Below are 19,090 nucleotides of genomic sequence, written 5' to 3'. Positions count from 1 at the left end.
GCCATGATTTACCAGAACGGCCAAAGTCCGCTCGAACGAATCCGCGTGATCGAATGCCGCTTCTTTTCGATCGACCACGGAATAAAGAACATGAGCAGGTGAACGAAAACGAGGTCTTGACCGGTTCTTGGCCGGCCCGGGCTACCCGTCCATCCGAAGTGTCCGGCGAGGGCGAAAATCGGAGGTTCGCGGGTTCCGGTGTTGCCGGATTTGGCCTGACAGGCAGGGCCTTTTCCGGCCTTTGGGTCTTTTCCCGTACCTTGACCTGACGCCCGTCCCGCAGTAGATAACGGCACCTGCTGCTGGCCCGTTTTGACGGATATCCGGCGCGGCATTGAAATCCCCGGACAATCGAGCCCGCTTTGCGGCTCATCCTTCAAAAGAGGTTGGGCGCACGAGAGGGCTGTCCGGATTCCTGAAATACCTGAAATCACGCCAGGAAACGACGTTCCCGGCATTATGGATGCGGATCACCGACGATGGCTTTCAGCCCGTTCAAATTCCTGCAGGAAGTGCGCACGGAGACCGCCAAGGTCACCTGGCCGACCCGCCGCGAAACCGTGATCACCACGATCATGGTCTTCATTATGGTCGCGGTGTCCTCGATCTTCTTTTTCGTCGCGGACCAGATCATTCGCGTCCTGGTTACTTTCATTCTTGGCATTCAGGCCTGAGCGCGGAACCGAAACAATGAGCATGCGCTGGTACATCGTTCACGCCTATTCGAACTTCGAAAAGAAGGTCTCCGAATCCATTCGCGAGCAGGCCAAGCAGCGTGGACTTGAAGACCTGTTCGAACAGGTGCTGGTGCCGACCGAGAAGGTCACGGAAGTGCGCCGCGGCCGCAAGATCGACGCTGAGCGCAAGTTCTTCCCGGGCTATGTGCTGGTGAAGATGAACCTCACCGACGAGGCGTTCCATCTCATCAAGAACACGCCCAAGGTGACGGGCTTCCTCGGCGCGGAAAACAAGCCGATGCCGATTTCGGAAGCCGAGGCCATGCGCATCCTGCATCAGGTGCAGGAAGGCGTTGAGCGGCCGAAGGCGTCGGTGTCGTTCGAGATCGGCGAGAACGTTCGCGTGGCCGATGGCCCGTTTGCGTCGTTCTCCGGCGTGGTCGAGGAAATCGACGAGGCGCGCTCGCGCGTGAAGGTCGCGGTGTCGATCTTCGGACGTGCGACGCCGGTCGAACTGGAATTCGGTCAGGTCGAAAAGGTCTGATCGTTTCCGTCCCTGCGATTGCAAGGACGGTGAGAATGCCGTGGGAGGAGACAGCCGGTCGCCAGCCGCCTGTTGAACCGCACCACGGTCCTAAGAAGGTCCGGAATGGTCCGGATCGTTTGAAGGAGTAAAGCATGGCTAAGAAAGTGACCGGATACCTGAAGCTTCAGGTGCCGGCCGGTGCGGCGAACCCGTCGCCACCGATCGGTCCCGCGCTCGGTCAGCGCGGCCTCAACATCATGGAATTCTGCAAGGCGTTCAACGCGCAGACGCAGAAGGAAGAAAAGAACACCCCGATCCCGGTGGTCATCACCATTTATGCGGACCGGTCGTTCACGTTTGAAATGAAGACCCCGCCGATGTCTTACTTTCTCAAGCAGGCGGCGAAGATCCAGTCCGGCTCCAAGCTGCCGGGCCGCGACTCCGCGGGCAAGGTGACCTCTGCGCAAATTCGCGAGATCGCCGAGAAGAAGATGAAGGATCTCAACTGTGACACCGTCGAAGCAGCCATGAAAATGGTTGAGGGCTCTGCCCGTTCGATGGGTCTCCAGGTGGCGGGGTAACGATCATGGCAATTGGCAAGAAGCTCGCGAAGGCTCGCGAGGGCATCGATCGCGAACATCTCTATCCGCTCACCGAAGCGATCAAGATGGTGAAGGAGCGCGTCAGCGCGAAGTTCGACGAGACCATCGAGATTGCGATCAATCTCGGCGTCGATCCGCGTCACGCCGACCAGATGGTCCGTGGCGTCGTCACTCTCCCGAACGGCACCGGCCGCACGTTGCGCGTCGGCGTGTTCGCGCGTGGCGCCAAGGCTGACGAAGCCAAGGCAGCAGGCGCAGACGTTGTCGGTGCTGAAGACCTCGTTGAAAAGGTGCAGGGCGGTACGATCGACTTCGATCGTTGTATCGCAACCCCTGACATGATGCCGCTGGTCGGTCGTCTCGGTAAGGTGCTCGGCCCGCGTGGCATGATGCCGAACCCGAAGATCGGCACCGTCACCATGGACATCGCCAACGCGGTCAAGGGCGCCAAGGGCGGCTCGGTCGAGTTCCGCGTCGAGAAGGCCGGCATCGTGCAGGCCGGCATCGGCAAGGCGTCGTTCTCGGAAGAGAAGCTCGTCGAGAACATCAGGGCACTGGCCGACGCAGTCGTGAAGGCGAAGCCTGCGGGCTCCAAGGGCACCTACGTGCAGCGCATCGCCGTTTCGTCGACGATGGGTCCGGGCGTCAAGGTCGAGCCGGGCAGCCTCAACTCCTGATCGACGCGAGCATATGAATGTTTGAAAGGCGGAGCAGGATCAAACCTGTTCCGCCTTTTTCTTTGGAAGTTCTGCTGGAAGACGAAACATGCCCGAGCAAGTCCTGATCTATTCGCGTTTTCCAAAAGCCCAGATGGTGCGCATCGGCGAGCATTACGAATTGCTCGACGGCATGGGCAAGCCGCCGATCGAAACGTTCACAGCCGAACAGTTGAAACCGATCCGCGCGATGATCACGGCGGGCGGGCAGGTGATCCCGTCGTCGGTGCTCGACACGCTGCCGTCGCTGCGTGCGATCATCTGCTACGGCACCGGCTATGACGGCGTCGATCTGGCGGAAGCCGCACGGCGGAATATCGCCGTCGGCAACAGCCCGGCCGCGAATGCTGCCTCTGTCGCAGATCTGGCCATGACGCTGATGCTGGCCACAACGCGCCGCTTGTTGCCTGCGGACGACTATGTTCGCAGCGGCGGATGGTCGGGTGCGAAGCCGTCGCCGTCGATGCGGCCGGGTCCGGGCATGACCGGGCGCAAGATCGGCGTCTACGGGATGGGCGAAATCGGCCGCAAGATCGCGGCGCGCTGCGCGGCGTTCGAGACCGAGGTGGGCTATTACAGCCGCAGCAGGCACGACGTGCCGTATGCCTATCACGCGTCGCTCGCCGCGCTGGCGGAATGGTCCGACATTCTGATGATTGCGGTTCGCGCGGGAGCCGACACGCAGCATGCCGTCAACGCCGACATTCTGAAGAAGCTCGGTCCGCAAGGGACGGTCGTCAACATTTCACGCGGCTCGGTGATCGACCAGAAGGCGCTGGTGGCTGCGCTTGAGAACAATGTGATCGCCGGCGCGGGTCTCGACGTTTACGAAAAAGAACCGCACGCACCGGACGCGCTGACGAAATTTTCGAATGTCGTGCTGACGCCGCACATCGGAGGACACACGGTCGAGTCGCATGTCGCCATGCAGGATTGCGTGCTAGCCAATCTGGATGCTTTTTTTTCGGGCAAGCCGCTGCGCTATCCGGTGACGTGATACCGAAAAATAAAACTGTCATCATCTATGTCGTGGATGCTGACATATGTAGGAAGCCGCAACGCAGATTGCGAGGCTTCGTTCCTTGCACGCGGAAAAATATTCAGCGCTGCGCTGCACATTAGTTTGATTGCTGCTTAGAACGAGTCGAATGTAGACTCGCCTTCTGACGTCATCAGAAGGAATGCGGCCATGGCGGCCTTTACACTCAAGATCAACGGCGGCGAACATCGTGTGGATGTCGACCCGCAAACACCTCTTCTCTGGGCTATCCGCGACGGCGCGGGATTGATGGGCACCAAGTATGGCTGCGGAGTCGCGCAATGCGGCGCGTGCACCGTGCATGTCGACGGCCAGCCGATGCGATCATGTTCGCTGCCGGTGTCGGCGGTCGGCGCAAGCGAGATCACCACCATCGAAGGCATCAAGAGCCGCGAGGCTCAGGCCGTGCAGAAGGCATGGGTCGCACTCGATGTGCCCCAATGCGGTTATTGCCAGTCCGGCCAGATCATGAGCGCGACGTCGCTGCTCGAACTCAACCCGAAACCGAATGATCGCGACATCGATCTCGCGATGAATGGCAATATCTGCCGCTGCGCCGCTTATGTCCGCATTCGTGCCGCGATCCACGATGCCGCCAAGTCGCTGGAGGGCTGAGCCATGAACGTGCATATCAAAGACACCATCAAGTCTGCGTCCTCGCTCTCGCGGCGGAATCTTCTGAAGGGCGGAGCCGGCCTCGTGCTCGGAGTGTATCTCGCACGGAGCGGCAAGGCATTCGCGCAAGGCGCGCCGGCCGCGGCGCAGGTGAACATCACGCCGAACACCTTTCTGATCATCAAGCCGGACAACACGGTGACGGTGCTCTGCAAGCACATCGAGATGGGGCAGGGTCCGTTCACCGGCATGGCGACGCTCGTGGCCGAGGAACTCGATGCGGACTGGGCGCAGATGCGCGCGGATCACGCGCCATCCAATCCGGTTCTTTACAAGAATTTGGCGTTCGGCGTGCAGGGTACGGGTGGTTCCACAGCGATCGCCAATTCCTACGAACAGATGCGCAAGGTCGGCGCGGCCGCGCGCGAAATGCTGGTGGCTGCGGCGGCCAGCGAATGGAATGTGCCTGCGGCTGAAATCACGGTCGAGAACGGCGTCATCAAGCATCCGTCCGGCAAGGAAGGCCGCTTCGGCGCGTTCGCCGAGAAGGCGAATGCATTGCCGGTGCCAGCCAATCCGAAACTGAAAGACCCGTCGGCGTTCAAGCTGATCGGCAAGGAAGGCGTGGTCAAGCGTCTCGACAGCTTCGAGAAGTCAAACGGGACCGCGGTCTACACGCTCGACATTCACGAACCGGACATGCTGACGGTGCTGATTGCGCGGCCGCCGCGCTTCGGTGCTAAGGTTGTCTCGTTTGACGCGACGGCTGCGAAGGCGGTGCAGGGCGTCGTCGATTTCAAGACCGTACCGAGCGGCGTCGCGGTTTACGCCAAGGGTTTCTGGCCTGCGAAAACGGCGCTCGATCTGCTGAAGATCACATGGGACGACAGCAAAACCGAAAAGCGCGGCACGCAACAAATCCTGGCCGACTTCCGCGCGCTGTCGAAGACGCCCGGCAAGGTGGTCAAGTCGGACGGCGACATGGAGGCCGAGCTTGCGAAGCCCGGCGGACGCGTTATCGAAGCCGAATTCGTGTTTCCATATCTTGCGCATGCGCCGATGGAGCCGCTGAATGCTTTCCTGAAATGGGAAGGCGATACGGTCTATGCGCGCTATGGCAGCCAGTTCCCGACGCCGGATCATGCAGCTATCGCCCAGGTGCTGGGCCTTCCGATGGAAAAGGTGCGGTTGCAGACGATCCTGGCCGGCGGAAGTTTCGGCCGCCGCGCGCAACAGACGACGCATATAGCGATTGAGCTCGCCGAAGTCGCCAAGGCGATCGGTCCCGGCAAGGCCGTCAAGCTGGTCTGGACGCGTGAGGACGACATGCGCGGTGGTTACTATCGTCCGTTCAGCGTGCATCGGATGCGCGGCGCGGTGCGGGACGGCAAGATCGTGGCATGGAGCGACACCATTGTCGGGCAGTCCATCATGAAGGGATCGCCGTTCGAGGCTATGACGATGAAGGACGGCATGGATGCCACGGCCTACGAAGGCTCGAATGAAATCCCTTACGATGTCGCCAACTTCAAATGCGATCTGCATCAGGTCGATGTCGGCGTGCCGGTGCTGTGGTGGCGTTCGGTGGGACATACCCATACCGGCTACGCGGTTGAAGCGTTCGTCGATGAATTGCTGGAGGCTGCCGGAAAGGATCCGGTGGAAGGCCGGCTTGAACTGATGAGCAAGAAGCCGCGTCATGCCGGCGTGCTTCGCGCGGTTGCGGAATTGTCGGACTGGAAGAACGCAAAGCTTGAGCCCGGCCGTGCGCGCGGTGTTGCGGTGGTCGAGAGCTTCGACACGTTCGTCGCTCAGGTGGTCGAACTGTCGATGACCGAAGAAGGTCCGAAGATTCATAAAGTCTGGTGCGCGGTGGACTGCGGCGTCGCCGTCAATCCGGATATCATCCGCGCGCAGATGGAAGGCGGCATCGGCTTCGGTCTCGGTCATATCCTTTATGCCGATGTGCCGATGGAAGAAGGCCGCGTGGTGCCGGGCAACTTCGACAGCTATCGGTCGCTACGGATCAACGAGATGCCGGAGATCGAGGTCACGATCGTCAAGTCGAGTGAGAAGCCGAGCGGTGTCGGCGAGCCGGGTGTGCCGCCGATCGGTCCTGCGGTCGCCAATGCGATGGCCAAACTGGGACAGGTGCGTCCGCGGCAATTGCCGATCGTGCCGGGAGCATCGGCATGAGTGTGATCAGGCAAGGTGCGATGGCGCTCGCGGCAGGCGCAGTCGCCGCGACGTTGCTTGCATTCGCTGGACCCGCATTTCGCGGCGAGGCGGATGCCGCGATGGAGCCCGCGGTCAATCCGGTGACGCTGAAGCCGGTTTCGAGCTTCGACAGCATCAAGAACAAGAACGAGCGTGCCGTTGCGCTGTTCGAGGAAGCCGGCAAGGTGATCATGTCGCCGCGCTGCATGAACTGCCATCCGGCGACCGAGCGCCCGACGCAGACCAACAAGATGACGCCGCATCAGCCGCTGGTGGTGCGCGGCGAGGGCGGCATGGGTGCGGCTGGCGGTCTGGCCTGCAACACCTGCCACCACGAGACGAACTTCGATCCGGCCGGTGTGCCGGGCCATCCGCAATGGCACCTCGCGCCGCTCGAAATGGCGTGGCAGGGCAAGTCGCTCGGGCAGATCTGCGAGCAGATCAAGGATCCGAAGCGCAACGACGGCAAGGACATGGCCGCGCTTGTGAAGCATATGGCCGAGGACAGTCTGGTTGGCTGGGCCTGGTCTCCCGGTGCGAACCGGACGCCAGCACCGGGAACCCAGAAGGAGTTCGGCGAGCTGATCAAGGCATGGGCCGCAGAAGGCGCGGCATGTCCGAAAATTCCAATAAATACAAAGGGTTGAAATAAGTCAGGACGCGGAATACATAAAGGGTCGGCCGAAATCTCTCCTGCGACGACGAGTTTTTGGCCCGGAAAATGCTTTGGGAACTCAGAATCCCCTTGGCAACCCAATCCGGACCCGTTAAACATTCCTTTCCGGGCGTGCTGGCTGTCGCTGGCGCGTCCGTGTTCGTTTTCCGAAAATCAAACCCATAGGAGTTCATTCCTCGTCGATCATTCCGCATGGATTGCTCACAGGAACGGAAACCCTTGTTTTGACTGACGAAAATGAGCCGGGGCTCTCTCAGGTGTCAAAAGCCGGAGAAAGCTCCATCCTGTCCAAGACTGCAGGTGCCTGGCCGAATCCCTTGTGGAAACAGCTTCGCTTAATCTCCTGCACAGACGGGTGAAAACCGGATTTCGTGACCCGTTGCCGATTCGGTAGCGGCTGCGGATTTGGTTCGAACCTCGACACCTCGCTCTAGCGCGCCGCAAGGCGGGTCAGGGTGAGAGGGCAGGCTTCCGAAATGTCGTCGTGCCCGACGTGTTGAGAGATGAATGTCTCGAGGCTTAGCGGGCAGGACGATCGGTGCAACCCGGCGGTTCTGTCTCAAGCGGACCGCCAACCGGAAAGAGCTTGCTGTGGAACGAGCGGCAAAAAAAGAGGCGGTCGACACGCTGAATGGGGTTTTCAAAACCACCAGCGTTGCGGTCGTAGCTCATTATTCCGGCCTGACCGTTGCCCAGATGCAGAACCTGCGTACGCAGATGAAGCAGGCTGGCGCCTCGGTGAAGGTCTCGAAGAATCGTCTCGCCAAAATTGCTCTTGAAGGCACGGATGTTGTTTCCATCGGCTCCCTGTTGAAGGGGCCGACCGTGATCGCGACTTCAAACGATCCGGTTGCAGCACCGAAAGTTGCCGTCGAATTCGCCAAGGCGAACGAAAAGTTCGTCATCCTTGGCGGTGCGATGGGAACGACTGTCCTGAATCCCGACGCTGTGAAGGCGCTTGCCTCGCTGCCGTCGCTTGATGAACTGCGCGCGAAGATCCTCGGCCTCCTTGTGGCGCCGGCGACCAAGATCGCTCAGCTCTCCACCGCGCCTGCTGCGAAGCTGGCCCGCGTGGTTCAGGCCTATGCCTCGAAGAGTGAAGCGGCGTGATGCCATTCTCCATCTCAACTGGTTCGAACTGATACGCTGAAGGAAAGATACAATGGCTGATTTACAGAAGATCGTAGACGACCTCTCGAGCCTCACGGTTCTCGAGGCTGCTGACCTCGCCAAGATGCTTGAAGAAAAGTGGGGCGTTTCGGCTGCTGCCGCTGTTGCGGTTGCTGCGGCTCCGGGCGCTGGCGGCGGCGCTGCCGCTGCTGAAGAGAAGACCGAGTTCTCGGTTGTTCTCGCTTCGGCTGGCGACAAGAAGATCGAAGTCATCAAGGAAGTCCGCGCCATCACCGGCCTGGGCCTCAAGGAAGCCAAGGACCTCGTCGAAGGTGCACCGAAGCCCGTCAAGGACGGCGTTGCCAAGGACGAAGCCGAGAAGATCAAGGCTCAGCTCGAGAAGGCTGGCGCCAAGGTCGAACTCAAGTAAGTCGATATGTTTGGCCGGTCCTTCGGGGCCGGCCGGACACATTAAAGTGTGTCGGTTCGATGATTGACCCCCTCGAATCGCCGCGATTACCGCCCATATAGGCGGAGGCACGAAAGGACGGATCGCCCTTTGAAACCCGGATCGATTTCAAGGCGGGACGTTGGGAGACGAGAGATTTCGGGCTTTAACAGGCCGTAGAGTTGTTTTGACGGGCAGGGCGCCACCAGCGCCCCGCGCGTCATTTTGCGTCTTGAGATTCGGATCGGGAAGTCCCGCCTCCTGAAACTTGGATGCCGTGATACTTGGCAATCTGTTTGCAGTTTGCCCGGGCGATTTGAAATTCAACCCGGAGGCGGTGCCCATCGCACTCCGGAAGATGCCGCCAGCGGACCCATGTTGGGAAGGCTTGGGCGGCGAAAGTGAGAGGCCACGATGGCGCAGTCGCAGCAGACGTTCACCGGTCGCAAACGCGTTCGCAAGTTCTTCGGACACATCAAGGAAGTCGCAGAGATGCCGAACCTCATCGAGGTTCAAAAGGCGTCCTACGACCAGTTCCTGATGGTCGACGAACCGGCGGGCGGACGGCTGGACGAAGGCTTGCAGGCGGTTTTCCGCTCGGTGTTTCCGATCAACGATTTCTCGGGCACCTCGCAGCTGGAATTCGTCCGCTACGAATTCGAACAGCCGAAGTATGACGTCGACGAGTGCCGCCAGCGCGGCATGACGTTCGCGGCACCGTTGAAGGTGACGCTGCGCCTCATCGTGTTCGATATCGACGAAGAAACCGGCGCCAAGTCCGTCAAGGACATCAAGGAGCAGGACGTCTACATGGGCGACATTCCGCTCATGACGATGAACGGCACCTTCGTGGTCAACGGCACCGAGCGCGTCATCGTCTCGCAGATGCACCGTTCGCCGGGCGTGTTCTTCGATCACGACAAGGGCAAGACCCATTCGTCGGGCAAGCTGCTGTTCGCCGCGCGCGTGATTCCGTATCGCGGCTCGTGGCTCGACATCGAGTTCGATGCCAAGGACATCGTGTTCGCGCGTATCGACCGCCGCCGCAAGATTCCGGTAACGTCGCTGATGTTCGCCCTCGGTCTCGATGGCGAAGAAATCCTGTCCACGTTCTACAAGAAGATTCAGTACAAGCGGATCAAGGAAGGCTGGCGCGTGCCGTTCGTCGCCGACCGTTTCCGCGGCTACTCGACGATCAACGACCTGATCGATGCAGATTCGGGCAAGGTCGTGCTCGAAGCCGGCAAGAAGCTGACCGTGCGCACGGCGCGGCAGCTTCAGGAAAAGGGCCTCAAGGCGCTGCGTCTGTCCGACGATGAACTCATCGGCAACTACCTCGCGGAAGATCTCGTCAACCCGAAGACCGGCGAAATCCACGCCGAGGCCGGCGAGGAGATCACCGAGAAGTCGCTGAAGGCGCTGAACGAGCAGGGCTACAAGGAACTGCCGCTGCTCGACATCGACCACGTCAACATCGGTCCCTACATCCGCAACACGCTGAACGCCGACAAGAACATGACGCGTGAAGACGCGCTGTTCGACATCTATCGCGTGATGCGCCCGGGTGAGCCGCCGACCATCGACTCGGCGCAGACCATGTTCCAGTCGCTGTTCTTCGACTCGGAGCGTTACGACCTGTCGGCCGTCGGTCGCGTGAAGATGAACATGCGTCTCGAACTCGACGCGCCGGACACCATGCGCACGCTGCGCAAGGAAGACATCCTGGCGGTCATCAAGACGCTGGTCGATCTGCGTGACGGCAAGGGCGAGATCGACGACATCGATCACCTCGGCAACCGGCGCGTGCGCTCGGTCGGCGAGTTGATGGAGAACCAGTACCGCATCGGTCTGCTGCGCATGGAGCGCGCGATCAAGGAGCGCATGTCGTCGGTCGATATCGACACCGTCATGCCGCAGGACCTGATCAACGCGAAGCCTGCCGCCGCCGCCGTGCGCGAGTTCTTCGGCTCGTCGCAGCTCTCGCAGTTCATGGACCAGACCAATCCGCTGTCGGAAATCACCCACAAGCGCCGTCTCTCGGCGCTTGGACCGGGCGGTCTGACGCGCGAACGCGCGGGCTTCGAAGTCCGCGACGTGCATCCGACGCATTACGGCCGTATCTGCCCGATCGAGACGCCGGAAGGCCCGAACATCGGTCTGATCAACTCGCTCGCGACCTTCGCGCGGGTGAACAAGTACGGCTTTGTGGAAACGCCTTACCGCAAGGTGAAGGACGGCCGCGTCACCGACGAGGTGGTCTATCTCTCCGCGATGGAAGAGGGCCGTTACCGCGTCGCGCAGGCGAACGTCGCGCTCGACAACAAGGGCCGCTTCACCGACGATCTCGTGGTGTGCCGCCATGCCGGCGACGTGCTCCAGATCACGCCGGACAAGGTCGACTACATGGACGTGTCGCCGAAGCAGCTCGTTTCGGTTGCAGCAGCCCTGATTCCGTTCCTCGAGAACGACGACGCCAACCGCGCTCTGATGGGCTCGAACATGCAGCGTCAGGCCGTGCCTCTGGTGCGCGCCGAAGCGCCGTTCGTCGGCACCGGCATGGAAGGCGTCGTGGCCCGTGACTCGGGCGCTGCGATCGCGGCCCGCCGCACCGGCACGATCGACCAGATCGACGCGACCCGTATCGTTATCCGCGCGACGGAAGATCTCGATCCGACCAAGTCGGGCGTCGATATCTACCGCCTGATGAAGTACCAGCGCTCGAACCAGTCGACCTGCATCAACCAGCGTCCGCTGGTGAAGGTGGGCGATCAGGTGCGCAAGGGCGACATCATTGCCGACGGTCCGTCGACCGATCTCGGCGAACTCGCGCTCGGCCGCAACGTGCTCGTCGCGTTCATGCCGTGGAATGGCTACAACTTCGAAGACTCGATCCTGCTCTCGGAGCGGATCGTGAAGGACGACGTCTTCACCTCGATCCACATCGAGGAATTCGAAGTCATGGCCCGCGACACCAAGCTCGGGCCAGAGGAAATCACACGCGACATTCCGAACGTTTCGGAAGAAGCGCTGAAGAACCTCGACGAAGCCGGCATCGTGTACATCGGCGCGGAAGTTCGCGCCGGCGACATCCTGTGCGGCAAGATCACGCCGAAGGGCGAAAGCCCGATGACGCCGGAAGAAAAGCTTCTGCGCGCCATCTTCGGTGAAAAGGCTTCCGACGTTCGCGATACCTCGCTGCGCGTGCCTCCGGGCGTGCAGGGCACGATCGTGGAAGTCCGCGTGTTCAACCGTCACGGCGTCGACAAGGACGAACGCGCCCTGGCGATCGAACGGGAAGAGATCGAACGTCTTGCCAAGGACCGCGACGACGAACAGGCGATTCTGGACCGCAACGTCTACGGCCGTCTGTCGGACCTGCTTGAAAACCGTCAGGGCATCGCTGGCCCGAAGGGCTTCAAGAAGGACACCAAGATCACCCGTGCGGTGCTCGAGGAGTATCCGAAGTCGCAGTGGTGGCAGTTCGCGTCGCCGAACGACAAGCTGATGGCCGAAATCGAAGCCATGCGGAAGCAGTACGACGAATCGAAGAAGGGCCTTGAACAGCGCTTCCTCGACAAGGTCGAGAAGCTGCAGCGTGGCGATGAATTGCCGCCCGGCGTGATGAAGATGGTCAAGGTCTTCGTCGCGGTGAAGCGCAAGATTCAGCCCGGCGACAAGATGGCCGGACGTCACGGCAACAAGGGCGTGGTGTCGAAGATCGTGCCGATCGAAGACATGCCGTTCCTTGAAGACGGAACGCATGCCGACATCGTGCTCAATCCGCTGGGCGTGCCTTCGCGCATGAACGTCGGCCAGATTCTCGAAACGCATCTTGGCTGGGCCTGTGCAGGCCTCGGCAAGCGGATCGGGCAGGCGGTCGATGCCTACTACAGCGCCGGCAAGTCGGACACCAAGCCGCTCAAGGAGACCTTGAAGAAGGTCTATGGCGACGACGAAGTCATCAAGACGCTCAACGATACCGAGCTGATGGAACTTGGTCGTAACCTGCGCGCGGGCGTGCCGATTGCGACGCCGGTGTTTGACGGTGCCAAGGAGAAGGACATCGAGGACATGCTCGATCTTGCCGGACTGAACAAGTCGGGCCAGTCGACGGTCTACGACGGACGGACGGGCGATCAGTTCGATCGCAACGTGACGGTGGGCTACATCTACATGCTCAAGCTGCACCATCTCGTGGACGACAAGATCCACGCGCGTTCGATCGGTCCTTACTCGCTCGTCACGCAGCAGCCGCTGGGTGGCAAGGCGCAGTTCGGCGGACAGCGTTTCGGCGAAATGGAAGTGTGGGCGCTCGAGGCTTACGGCGCGGCGTACACGCTCCAGGAAATGCTGACCGTGAAGTCGGACGACGTGGCCGGCCGTACCAAGGTGTACGAGGCCATCGTGCGCGGCGACGACACGTTCGAAGCAGGTATCCCGGAATCGTTCAACGTTCTGGTCAAGGAAATGCGTTCGCTCGGCCTCAACGTCGATCTGCACAATTCCAAGATCGCTCCGTCGGCGACATCCGAGGCGGCTGAGTAACCTGAAGATTTCATGCCCGGCTTGAATGCCGGGCATCCGCGCCTTGCCTGAACGTCGGGCAGGGCGCGAGACGACAGAAGAATTTCGAATTTGCTGCCGGTGACGATCGGCACGCGAGGAGAACACGATGAACCAAGAAATTATGAATCTCTTCAATCCGACGACTCCGGCTCAGGTCTTCGACCAGATCCGGATTTCGATCGCTTCGCCTGAGAAGATTCTGTCGTGGTCCTACGGCGAGATCAAGAAGCCGGAAACCATCAACTACCGCACGTTCAAGCCGGAGCGTGACGGCCTGTTCTGCGCGCGCATCTTCGGGCCGATCAAGGACTACGAATGTCTTTGCGGCAAGTACAAGCGCATGAAGTACAAGGGCATCATCTGCGAGAAGTGCTCGGTCGAAGTGACGCTGTCGCGCGTCCGGCGCGAGCGCATGGGCCATATCGAACTGGCTGCGCCTGTCGCGCACATCTGGTTTCTGAAGTCGCTGCCGTCGCGCATCGGCCTTCTGCTCGACATGACGCTGAAGGATCTCGAGCGGATTCTCTATTTCGAATACTACGTCGTTCTCGAGCCGGGTCTGACCGCGCTCAAGGACCGTCAGCTGCTGTCGGAAGAAGAGTATCTCCGCGCGCAGGACGAATACGGCCAGGACAGCTTCACCGCCATGATCGGCGCGGAAGCGATCCGCGAACTGTTGAAGGGTCTGGAGCTTGAAAAGCTCGAAGCGCAACTGCGCGTCGATATGCAAGAGACCGAATCCGACATCAAGCACAAGAAGCTCGCCAAGCGCCTGAAGATCGTCGAAGCGTTCCGCCACTCCGGCAACAAGCCGGAATGGATGATCATGACGGTGGTGCCGGTGATTCCGCCGGACCTGCGTCCGCTGGTGCCGCTGGACGGCGGCCGCTTTGCGACCTCCGACCTGAACGATCTCTATCGCCGCGTCATCAACCGCAACAACCGTTTGAAGCGGCTGATGGAGCTACGCGCGCCGGACATCATCATCCGCAACGAAAAGCGCATGTTGCAGGAAGCTGTGGACGCGCTGTTCGACAACGGCCGCCGCGGCCGCGTCATCACGGGCGCCAACAAGCGCCCGCTGAAGTCGCTCGCCGACATGCTCAAGGGCAAGCAGGGCCGCTTCCGTCAGAACCTGCTCGGCAAGCGCGTCGATTATTCGGGCCGCTCCGTGATCGTCGTCGGTCCGGAACTGCGCCTGCATCAGTGCGGCCTGCCGAAGAAGATGGCGCTCGAACTGTTCAAGCCGTTCATCTACTCGCGGCTCGACGCCAAGGGTCTGTCCACCACCGTGAAGCAGGCGAAGAAGCTCGTTGAAAAAGAGCGTCCCGAGGTTTGGGACATTCTCGACGAGGTCATTCGCGAGCATCCGGTGCTGCTGAACCGCGCGCCGACGCTGCATCGTCTCGGCATTCAGGCGTTCGAGCCGGTGTTGATCGAAGGCAAGGCGATTCAGCTTCATCCGCTGGTTTGCGCGGCGTTCAACGCCGACTTCGACGGTGACCAGATGGCCGTGCACGTTCCGCTGTCGCTTGAAGCGCAGCTGGAAGCGCGCGTCCTGATGATGTCGACCAACAACATCCTGCATCCCGCGAACGGTCAGCCGATCATCGTGCCGTCGCAGGACATCGTGCTGGGTCTTTATTATCTCTCGATCCTGCGCGAAGGCCTGCAGGGCGAAGGCAAGGTCTACCGCGACATGGCGGAGATCGAGCACGCGCTGTTCTCGAAGGTCATCCACCTGCACACCAAGATCAAGTACCGGTGGACGGGGATCGACGAGGAAGGCAAGACGATCTCGAAGATCTACGACACCACCGCCGGACGCGTCATGCTGGGGCAGGTTCTGCCGAAGCACGGCAAGGTGCCGTTCGACACTATCAACAAGCTGATGACGAAGCGCGAAATCTCGGGCGTGATCGATCAGGTGTATCGTCACTGCGGTCAGAAGGAGACAGTGATCTTCTGCGACCGCATCATGGCGCTCGGCTTCTACAACGCCTTCAAGGCGGGCATTTCGTTCGGCAAGGACGACATGGTCGTGCCGCACGGCAAGTGGAAGATCGTCGACGACACGCGCTCGATGGCGAAGGAATTCGAGCAGCAGTACAACGACGGCCTCATCACGCAGGGCGAAAAGTACAACAAGGTGGTCGACGCCTGGTCCAAGGCTACGGAAAAGATCGCCGACCAGATGATGAAGGAAATTTCGTCCGTCAAGAAGAACTCGAAGGGCGAAGATTCCCAGATCAACTCGATCTACATGATGGCTCACTCCGGTGCGCGTGGTTCGCCGGCGCAGATGCGTCAGCTCGCCGGTATGCGCGGCCTGATGGCCAAGCCGGACGGCTCCATCATCGAGACTCCGATCGTCTCGAACTTCAAGGAAGGCCTGACCGTGATGGAGTACTTCAACTCCACCCACGGCGCCCGTAAGGGTCTGGCCGACACCGCCTTGAAGACCGCGAACTCGGGCTATCTGACCCGTCGTCTGGTCGACGTGGCGCAGGACTGCATCATCACGCAGGACGATTGCGGCACCAAGCTCGGCATCAAGATGCGCGCGATCATCGACGCGGGCACGGTCGTGGCTTCGCTGGCGTCGCGTATTCTCGGCCGTACCAACGGCGAGGATCTGCGCGATCCGGTGACCAACAAGATCGTGGTCAAGCGCGGCACGCTGATGGAGGAGACTCACGTCGACGCCATCCAGCAGGCCGGCATCCAGGAAGTGAAGATCCGCTCGGCGCTGACCTGCGAACTGGTCAACGGCATCTGCGGCAAGTGCTACGGGCGCGATCTCGCCCGCGGTACGCCTGTCAACCACGGCGAGGCTGTCGGCGTTATCGCCGCGCAGTCGATCGGCGAGCCGGGCACGCAGCTCACCATGCGCACGTTCCACATCGGCGGTGCCGCGCAGATCAACGAGCAGTCGTTCATCGAGTCGAACTTCGACGGTAAGATCGTCATCAAGAATCGGGCGATCGCGACCAACAGCGAAGGCTTCAACGCCGCGATGGTCCGCAACATGGTTGTTGCGGTCGTCGATCCTGACGGCACCGAGCGTGCGACGCATCGCATTCAGTACGGCGCGCGTATGCGCGTCGATGACGGCGACATGATCAAGCGCGGCCAGCGCATCGCGGAGTGGGATCCATACTCACGCCCGATCCTGACCGAAGTCGAAGGCACCATCGGGTTCGAGGATCTGGTCGAAGGCCAGTCGATCTCGGAAACGCTCGACGAATCCACGGGTATCGCAAAGCGCGTGGTTATCGACTGGCGCACGACTGGCCGTGGCGCGGACCTGCGTCCCGCCATCGTGGTCAAGGGCAAGGACGGCAAGGTGCTGAAGCTGGCACGCGGCGGTGACGCCCGTTACATGCTCTCGGTTGATGCCATTCTGTCGGTGGACGTCGGCGCCAAGGTCAAGGCCGGCGACATTCTCGCGCGTGTTTCGACGGAAAGCGCCAAGACCCGCGACATCACCGGCGGTCTGCCGCGCGTCGCGGAACTGTTCGAGGCTCGCAAGCCGAAGGATGCCGCTATCATCGCGGAAATCGCCGGCACGATCCGTTTCGGACGCGACTACAAGAACAAGCGCCGCATTTCGATCGAGCCTGTCGACAAGAACGAGGAGACTCGCGAGTACCTCATTCCAAAGGGCAAGCACATCCATCTGCAGGACGGCGACATCGTCGAAAAGGGCGATTTCATCGTCGAAGGCAATCCGGCGCCGCACGACATTCTGGCGATCAAGGGCATCGAGGAACTCGCTGCCTATCTGGTCAACGAAATCCAGGAAGTTTACCGGCTCCAGGGCGTGCTCATCAACGACAAGCACATCGAAGTGATTGTTCGTCAGATGCTGCAGAAGGTCGAGATCACCGATCAGGGCGAGACCGACATGATTTCGGGCGAGCAGATCGACAAGATCGAGTTCGACCAGATCAACGCCAAGGCGAAGGACGAAGGCAAGAAGATCGCAACCGGCACGCCGGTGCTGCTCGGCATCACCAAGGCGAGCTTGCAGACGCGGTCGTTCTTCTCGGCGGCGTCGTTCCAGGAGACCACGCGCGTGCTCACCGAAGCTGCCGTCAACGGCAAGGTGGATCCGCTCGAAGGCCTCAAGGAGAACGTGATCGTCGGCCGCCTGATCCCGGCCGGCACTGGCGCCTCGATGGCGAAGATCCGCGAAGTCGCAACCAAGCGCGACAAGCTGATCCTCGACGAGCGCGAGAAGCAGGCGGCGATCGTGCCGTCGGCTCCCGAAGAGGAACCGTTGGCGTTGCCGCCGGCGGAGTCATCCGCGGCGTCGAGCTGATGCAATCAAAAAGGCCGGCTTTCGAGCCGGCCTTTTTCGTCGTGGCTCCCAAGGTTGTGGGCTGGAAGCCACAGCGCACGTAAAAGCCAAAGCATCAGAGTAGCTTAACCCATTTGGGTGATGCCATGCCGCAAGTCATGCTTCTATCGTGTTGTCATTCTGTGACCATCCAAAATAACAAGAAGCACTTTGGGCAGGGGTTTTTAAAGAAAAACGCGCATTCTAGGGAGCCATAGGACATGATCGCCTCGCGGTGATTATTTTGGTGTCCGTGGCTTGGAATAGGGGACACCTGTTCTTGAAGGCCAGCGAAAGCTGGCCTTTTTGTTTATTCCCTCGCGTTTGATTTTATATTTGCCATTGCGGATGACCATTCGCTGGCGGCGCGGAACCTGGGTGCATAGCCTAGCGTTGAAAGCCGTGAGAGGCAGAAGCTTGGCTGACTTGTTTCACGAAACACTGGCGGACCGCATCTACGAGGCGGCGGTGGTGCCGGAAAAGTGGGCGGACGTGCTCGGCGAAATGTCCAGCGCAGTCGGCGGCGCTGGCGGGCTGCTTTTTACAGCCAACGCAGATCACACGAGCGGGATCGCATCGGCCGACATCGAGGCGATTTTCGAGGAATTTGTTCGCGACGGCTGGGCGCAGATCAATCAGCGGCCCGCGCGTTTGGGGGCGTTGGCTGCTGCCGGGTTTGTGCGCGACCATGATGCCTTCACCGACGAGGAACTGGACAACGATCCGGTCTATCGTGACTTTCTTCGCAAGCGTGGCCTCGGTTGGGCCACCGGGACGATGCTGGATACCCCATCCGGAGATTCGATTATTTTCTCCTTCGAGCGCGCCTATGAGAAAGGTCCGGTCCCGATCGAAACGGTGAGGCAGTTCGATCTGCTTCGTCCTCACCTTGCACGCAGCGCGCTGTTGTCGTCGCGGCTCGGCATGGAGCGGGCCAAGGCGATGACCGAGACGTTGCAGTCGCTGGGGCTGCCCGGAGCAGTGCTGCGCGACGGCGGCAGGGTTCGCGCCGTCAATGCGTCGCTCGAACGATTGATGCCGTCCTTGTTTCAGGATCGCCGCGAACGGCTTTGCCTTTCGGATGCGGCAGCGGATCGTCTGCTTGAAGAAGCCTTGGGCCGCAGATCGCTCGCAGGCGGTCCGGTCTCGGTGAATTCCATTCCTGTTGCCGCGACGGAGGAACATCCGCCGATGATCCTTCATCTGCTTCCGATTTGCGGCGTGGCGAATGATCTCTTTTCACAGGCCAACTCGCTGCTGGTGGTCACGCCGGTGGACCGCGCTGTCGTGCCCACGGCGAAGGTGCTGCAGGGCCTGTTCGATCTCACGCCGGCCGAGGCGAGGGTGGCGCGGGGTATCAGCGAGGCGCAGACCATCGAGGGATTGGCGCTGGCCGCCGGCGTTTCGCTCGAGACGGTCCGGAGCCAGCTCAAGGCCGTGCTCTCGAAAACCGGTCTGTCGCGCCAGCAGGAACTCATCAGCCTGCTGGCCGGGAAGATGCTACCGGTGACTGTACGCCCGCCATCCACCTGACGGGACGGATCAAACGGCGAAAA

Annotated in this window: 13 protein-coding genes; all 13 read left to right on the top strand. The window is 60.8% G+C overall.

All coding sequences use genetic code 11. The features are described 5' to 3' along the window. Positions 1-479 precede the first annotated feature (479 nt). The 13 genes from secE (at position 480) to AC1RKJ_RS05095 (ending at position 19,067) form a co-directional block, all read left to right on the top strand. A complete protein-coding gene (gene secE, locus AC1RKJ_RS05155) occupies positions 480-674 on the top strand; it encodes a preprotein translocase subunit SecE (protein WP_492790005.1) in 195 nt (64 codons plus the stop codon). A 16-nt stretch (positions 675-690) separates the two neighbouring features. Beyond that, positions 691-1,221 carry a transcription termination/antitermination protein NusG gene (gene nusG, locus AC1RKJ_RS05150; RefSeq protein ID WP_006021087.1) on the top strand — a complete coding sequence of 177 codons (531 nt, stop codon included), beginning with the start codon at positions 691-693 and terminating at the stop codon, positions 1,219-1,221. Between the two features lie 134 nt (positions 1,222-1,355). Next, positions 1,356-1,784: a 50S ribosomal protein L11 gene (rplK, locus tag AC1RKJ_RS05145; RefSeq protein WP_492790004.1), complete on the top strand. Its 429-nt coding sequence runs from the start codon at positions 1,356-1,358 to the stop codon at positions 1,782-1,784. Positions 1,785-1,789: 5 nt separating this feature from the next. After that, entirely contained in the window at positions 1,790-2,482 is a 693-nt protein-coding gene (gene rplA, locus AC1RKJ_RS05140; protein WP_492790003.1) for a 50S ribosomal protein L1, read from the top strand. Between the two features lie 88 nt (positions 2,483-2,570). Beyond that, on the top strand, positions 2,571-3,518 hold the full coding sequence (locus AC1RKJ_RS05135) for a 2-hydroxyacid dehydrogenase (RefSeq protein WP_492790002.1): 948 nt from the start codon (positions 2,571-2,573) through the stop codon (positions 3,516-3,518). Between the two features lie 192 nt (positions 3,519-3,710). Next, positions 3,711-4,175, top strand: a complete 465-nt coding sequence (locus AC1RKJ_RS05130) for a (2Fe-2S)-binding protein (protein WP_492790001.1) — start codon at positions 3,711-3,713, stop codon at positions 4,173-4,175. Between the two features lie 3 nt (positions 4,176-4,178). Next, positions 4,179-6,371, top strand: coding sequence for a xanthine dehydrogenase family protein molybdopterin-binding subunit (locus tag AC1RKJ_RS05125; RefSeq protein ID WP_492790000.1), 2,193 nt, complete (start codon positions 4,179-4,181; stop codon positions 6,369-6,371). Then, positions 6,368-7,039: an Isoquinoline 1-oxidoreductase subunit gene (locus tag AC1RKJ_RS05120; protein WP_492789999.1), complete on the top strand. Its 672-nt coding sequence runs from the start codon at positions 6,368-6,370 to the stop codon at positions 7,037-7,039. Before AC1RKJ_RS05125 ends, AC1RKJ_RS05120 begins: the two co-directional genes overlap by 4 nt. A gap of 620 nt (positions 7,040-7,659) precedes the next feature. Continuing rightward, complete coding sequence (gene rplJ, locus AC1RKJ_RS05115; RefSeq protein WP_492792649.1) at positions 7,660-8,178, top strand: 50S ribosomal protein L10; 519 nt, start codon at positions 7,660-7,662, stop codon at positions 8,176-8,178. A 52-nt stretch (positions 8,179-8,230) separates the two neighbouring features. After that, positions 8,231-8,608 (top strand): 50S ribosomal protein L7/L12, encoded by a 378-nt coding sequence (rplL, locus tag AC1RKJ_RS05110; protein WP_492789998.1) that lies wholly within the window; start codon positions 8,231-8,233, stop codon positions 8,606-8,608. Between the two features lie 432 nt (positions 8,609-9,040). After that, positions 9,041-13,171: a DNA-directed RNA polymerase subunit beta gene (gene rpoB, locus AC1RKJ_RS05105; protein WP_492789997.1), complete on the top strand. Its 4,131-nt coding sequence runs from the start codon at positions 9,041-9,043 to the stop codon at positions 13,169-13,171. A 127-nt stretch (positions 13,172-13,298) separates the two neighbouring features. After that, entirely contained in the window at positions 13,299-17,516 is a 4,218-nt protein-coding gene (gene rpoC / locus AC1RKJ_RS05100) for a DNA-directed RNA polymerase subunit beta' (protein WP_492789996.1), read from the top strand. Positions 17,517-17,951: 435 nt separating this feature from the next. Beyond that, complete coding sequence (locus tag AC1RKJ_RS05095) at positions 17,952-19,067, top strand: helix-turn-helix transcriptional regulator (protein ID WP_492789995.1); 1,116 nt, start codon at positions 17,952-17,954, stop codon at positions 19,065-19,067. Positions 19,068-19,090 lie beyond the last annotated feature (23 nt).

It is taken from the genome of Afipia sp. GW822-FHT04G07 (assembly GCF_058800765.1).
This window is presented reverse-complemented; position numbering and strand designations above follow the sequence as displayed.

Excerpts from the sequence above, each read along its gene's own strand:
- secE (WP_492790005.1), top strand. The coding sequence starts at position 480 with ATGGCTTTCAGCCCGTTCAAATTCCTGCAGGAAGTGCGCACGGAGACC.
- nusG (WP_006021087.1), top strand. The coding sequence starts at position 691 with ATGAGCATGCGCTGGTACATCGTTCACGCCTATTCGAACTTCGAAAAG.
- rplK (WP_492790004.1), top strand. The coding sequence starts at position 1,356 with ATGGCTAAGAAAGTGACCGGATACCTGAAGCTTCAGGTGCCGGCCGGT.
- rplA (WP_492790003.1), top strand. The coding sequence starts at position 1,790 with ATGGCAATTGGCAAGAAGCTCGCGAAGGCTCGCGAGGGCATCGATCGC.
- AC1RKJ_RS05135 (WP_492790002.1), top strand. The coding sequence starts at position 2,571 with ATGCCCGAGCAAGTCCTGATCTATTCGCGTTTTCCAAAAGCCCAGATG.
- AC1RKJ_RS05130 (WP_492790001.1), top strand. The coding sequence starts at position 3,711 with ATGGCGGCCTTTACACTCAAGATCAACGGCGGCGAACATCGTGTGGAT.
- AC1RKJ_RS05125 (WP_492790000.1), top strand. The coding sequence starts at position 4,179 with ATGAACGTGCATATCAAAGACACCATCAAGTCTGCGTCCTCGCTCTCG.
- AC1RKJ_RS05120 (WP_492789999.1), top strand. The coding sequence starts at position 6,368 with ATGAGTGTGATCAGGCAAGGTGCGATGGCGCTCGCGGCAGGCGCAGTC.
- rplL (WP_492789998.1), top strand. The coding sequence starts at position 8,231 with ATGGCTGATTTACAGAAGATCGTAGACGACCTCTCGAGCCTCACGGTT.
- rpoB (WP_492789997.1), top strand. The coding sequence starts at position 9,041 with ATGGCGCAGTCGCAGCAGACGTTCACCGGTCGCAAACGCGTTCGCAAG.
- rpoC (WP_492789996.1), top strand. The coding sequence starts at position 13,299 with ATGAACCAAGAAATTATGAATCTCTTCAATCCGACGACTCCGGCTCAG.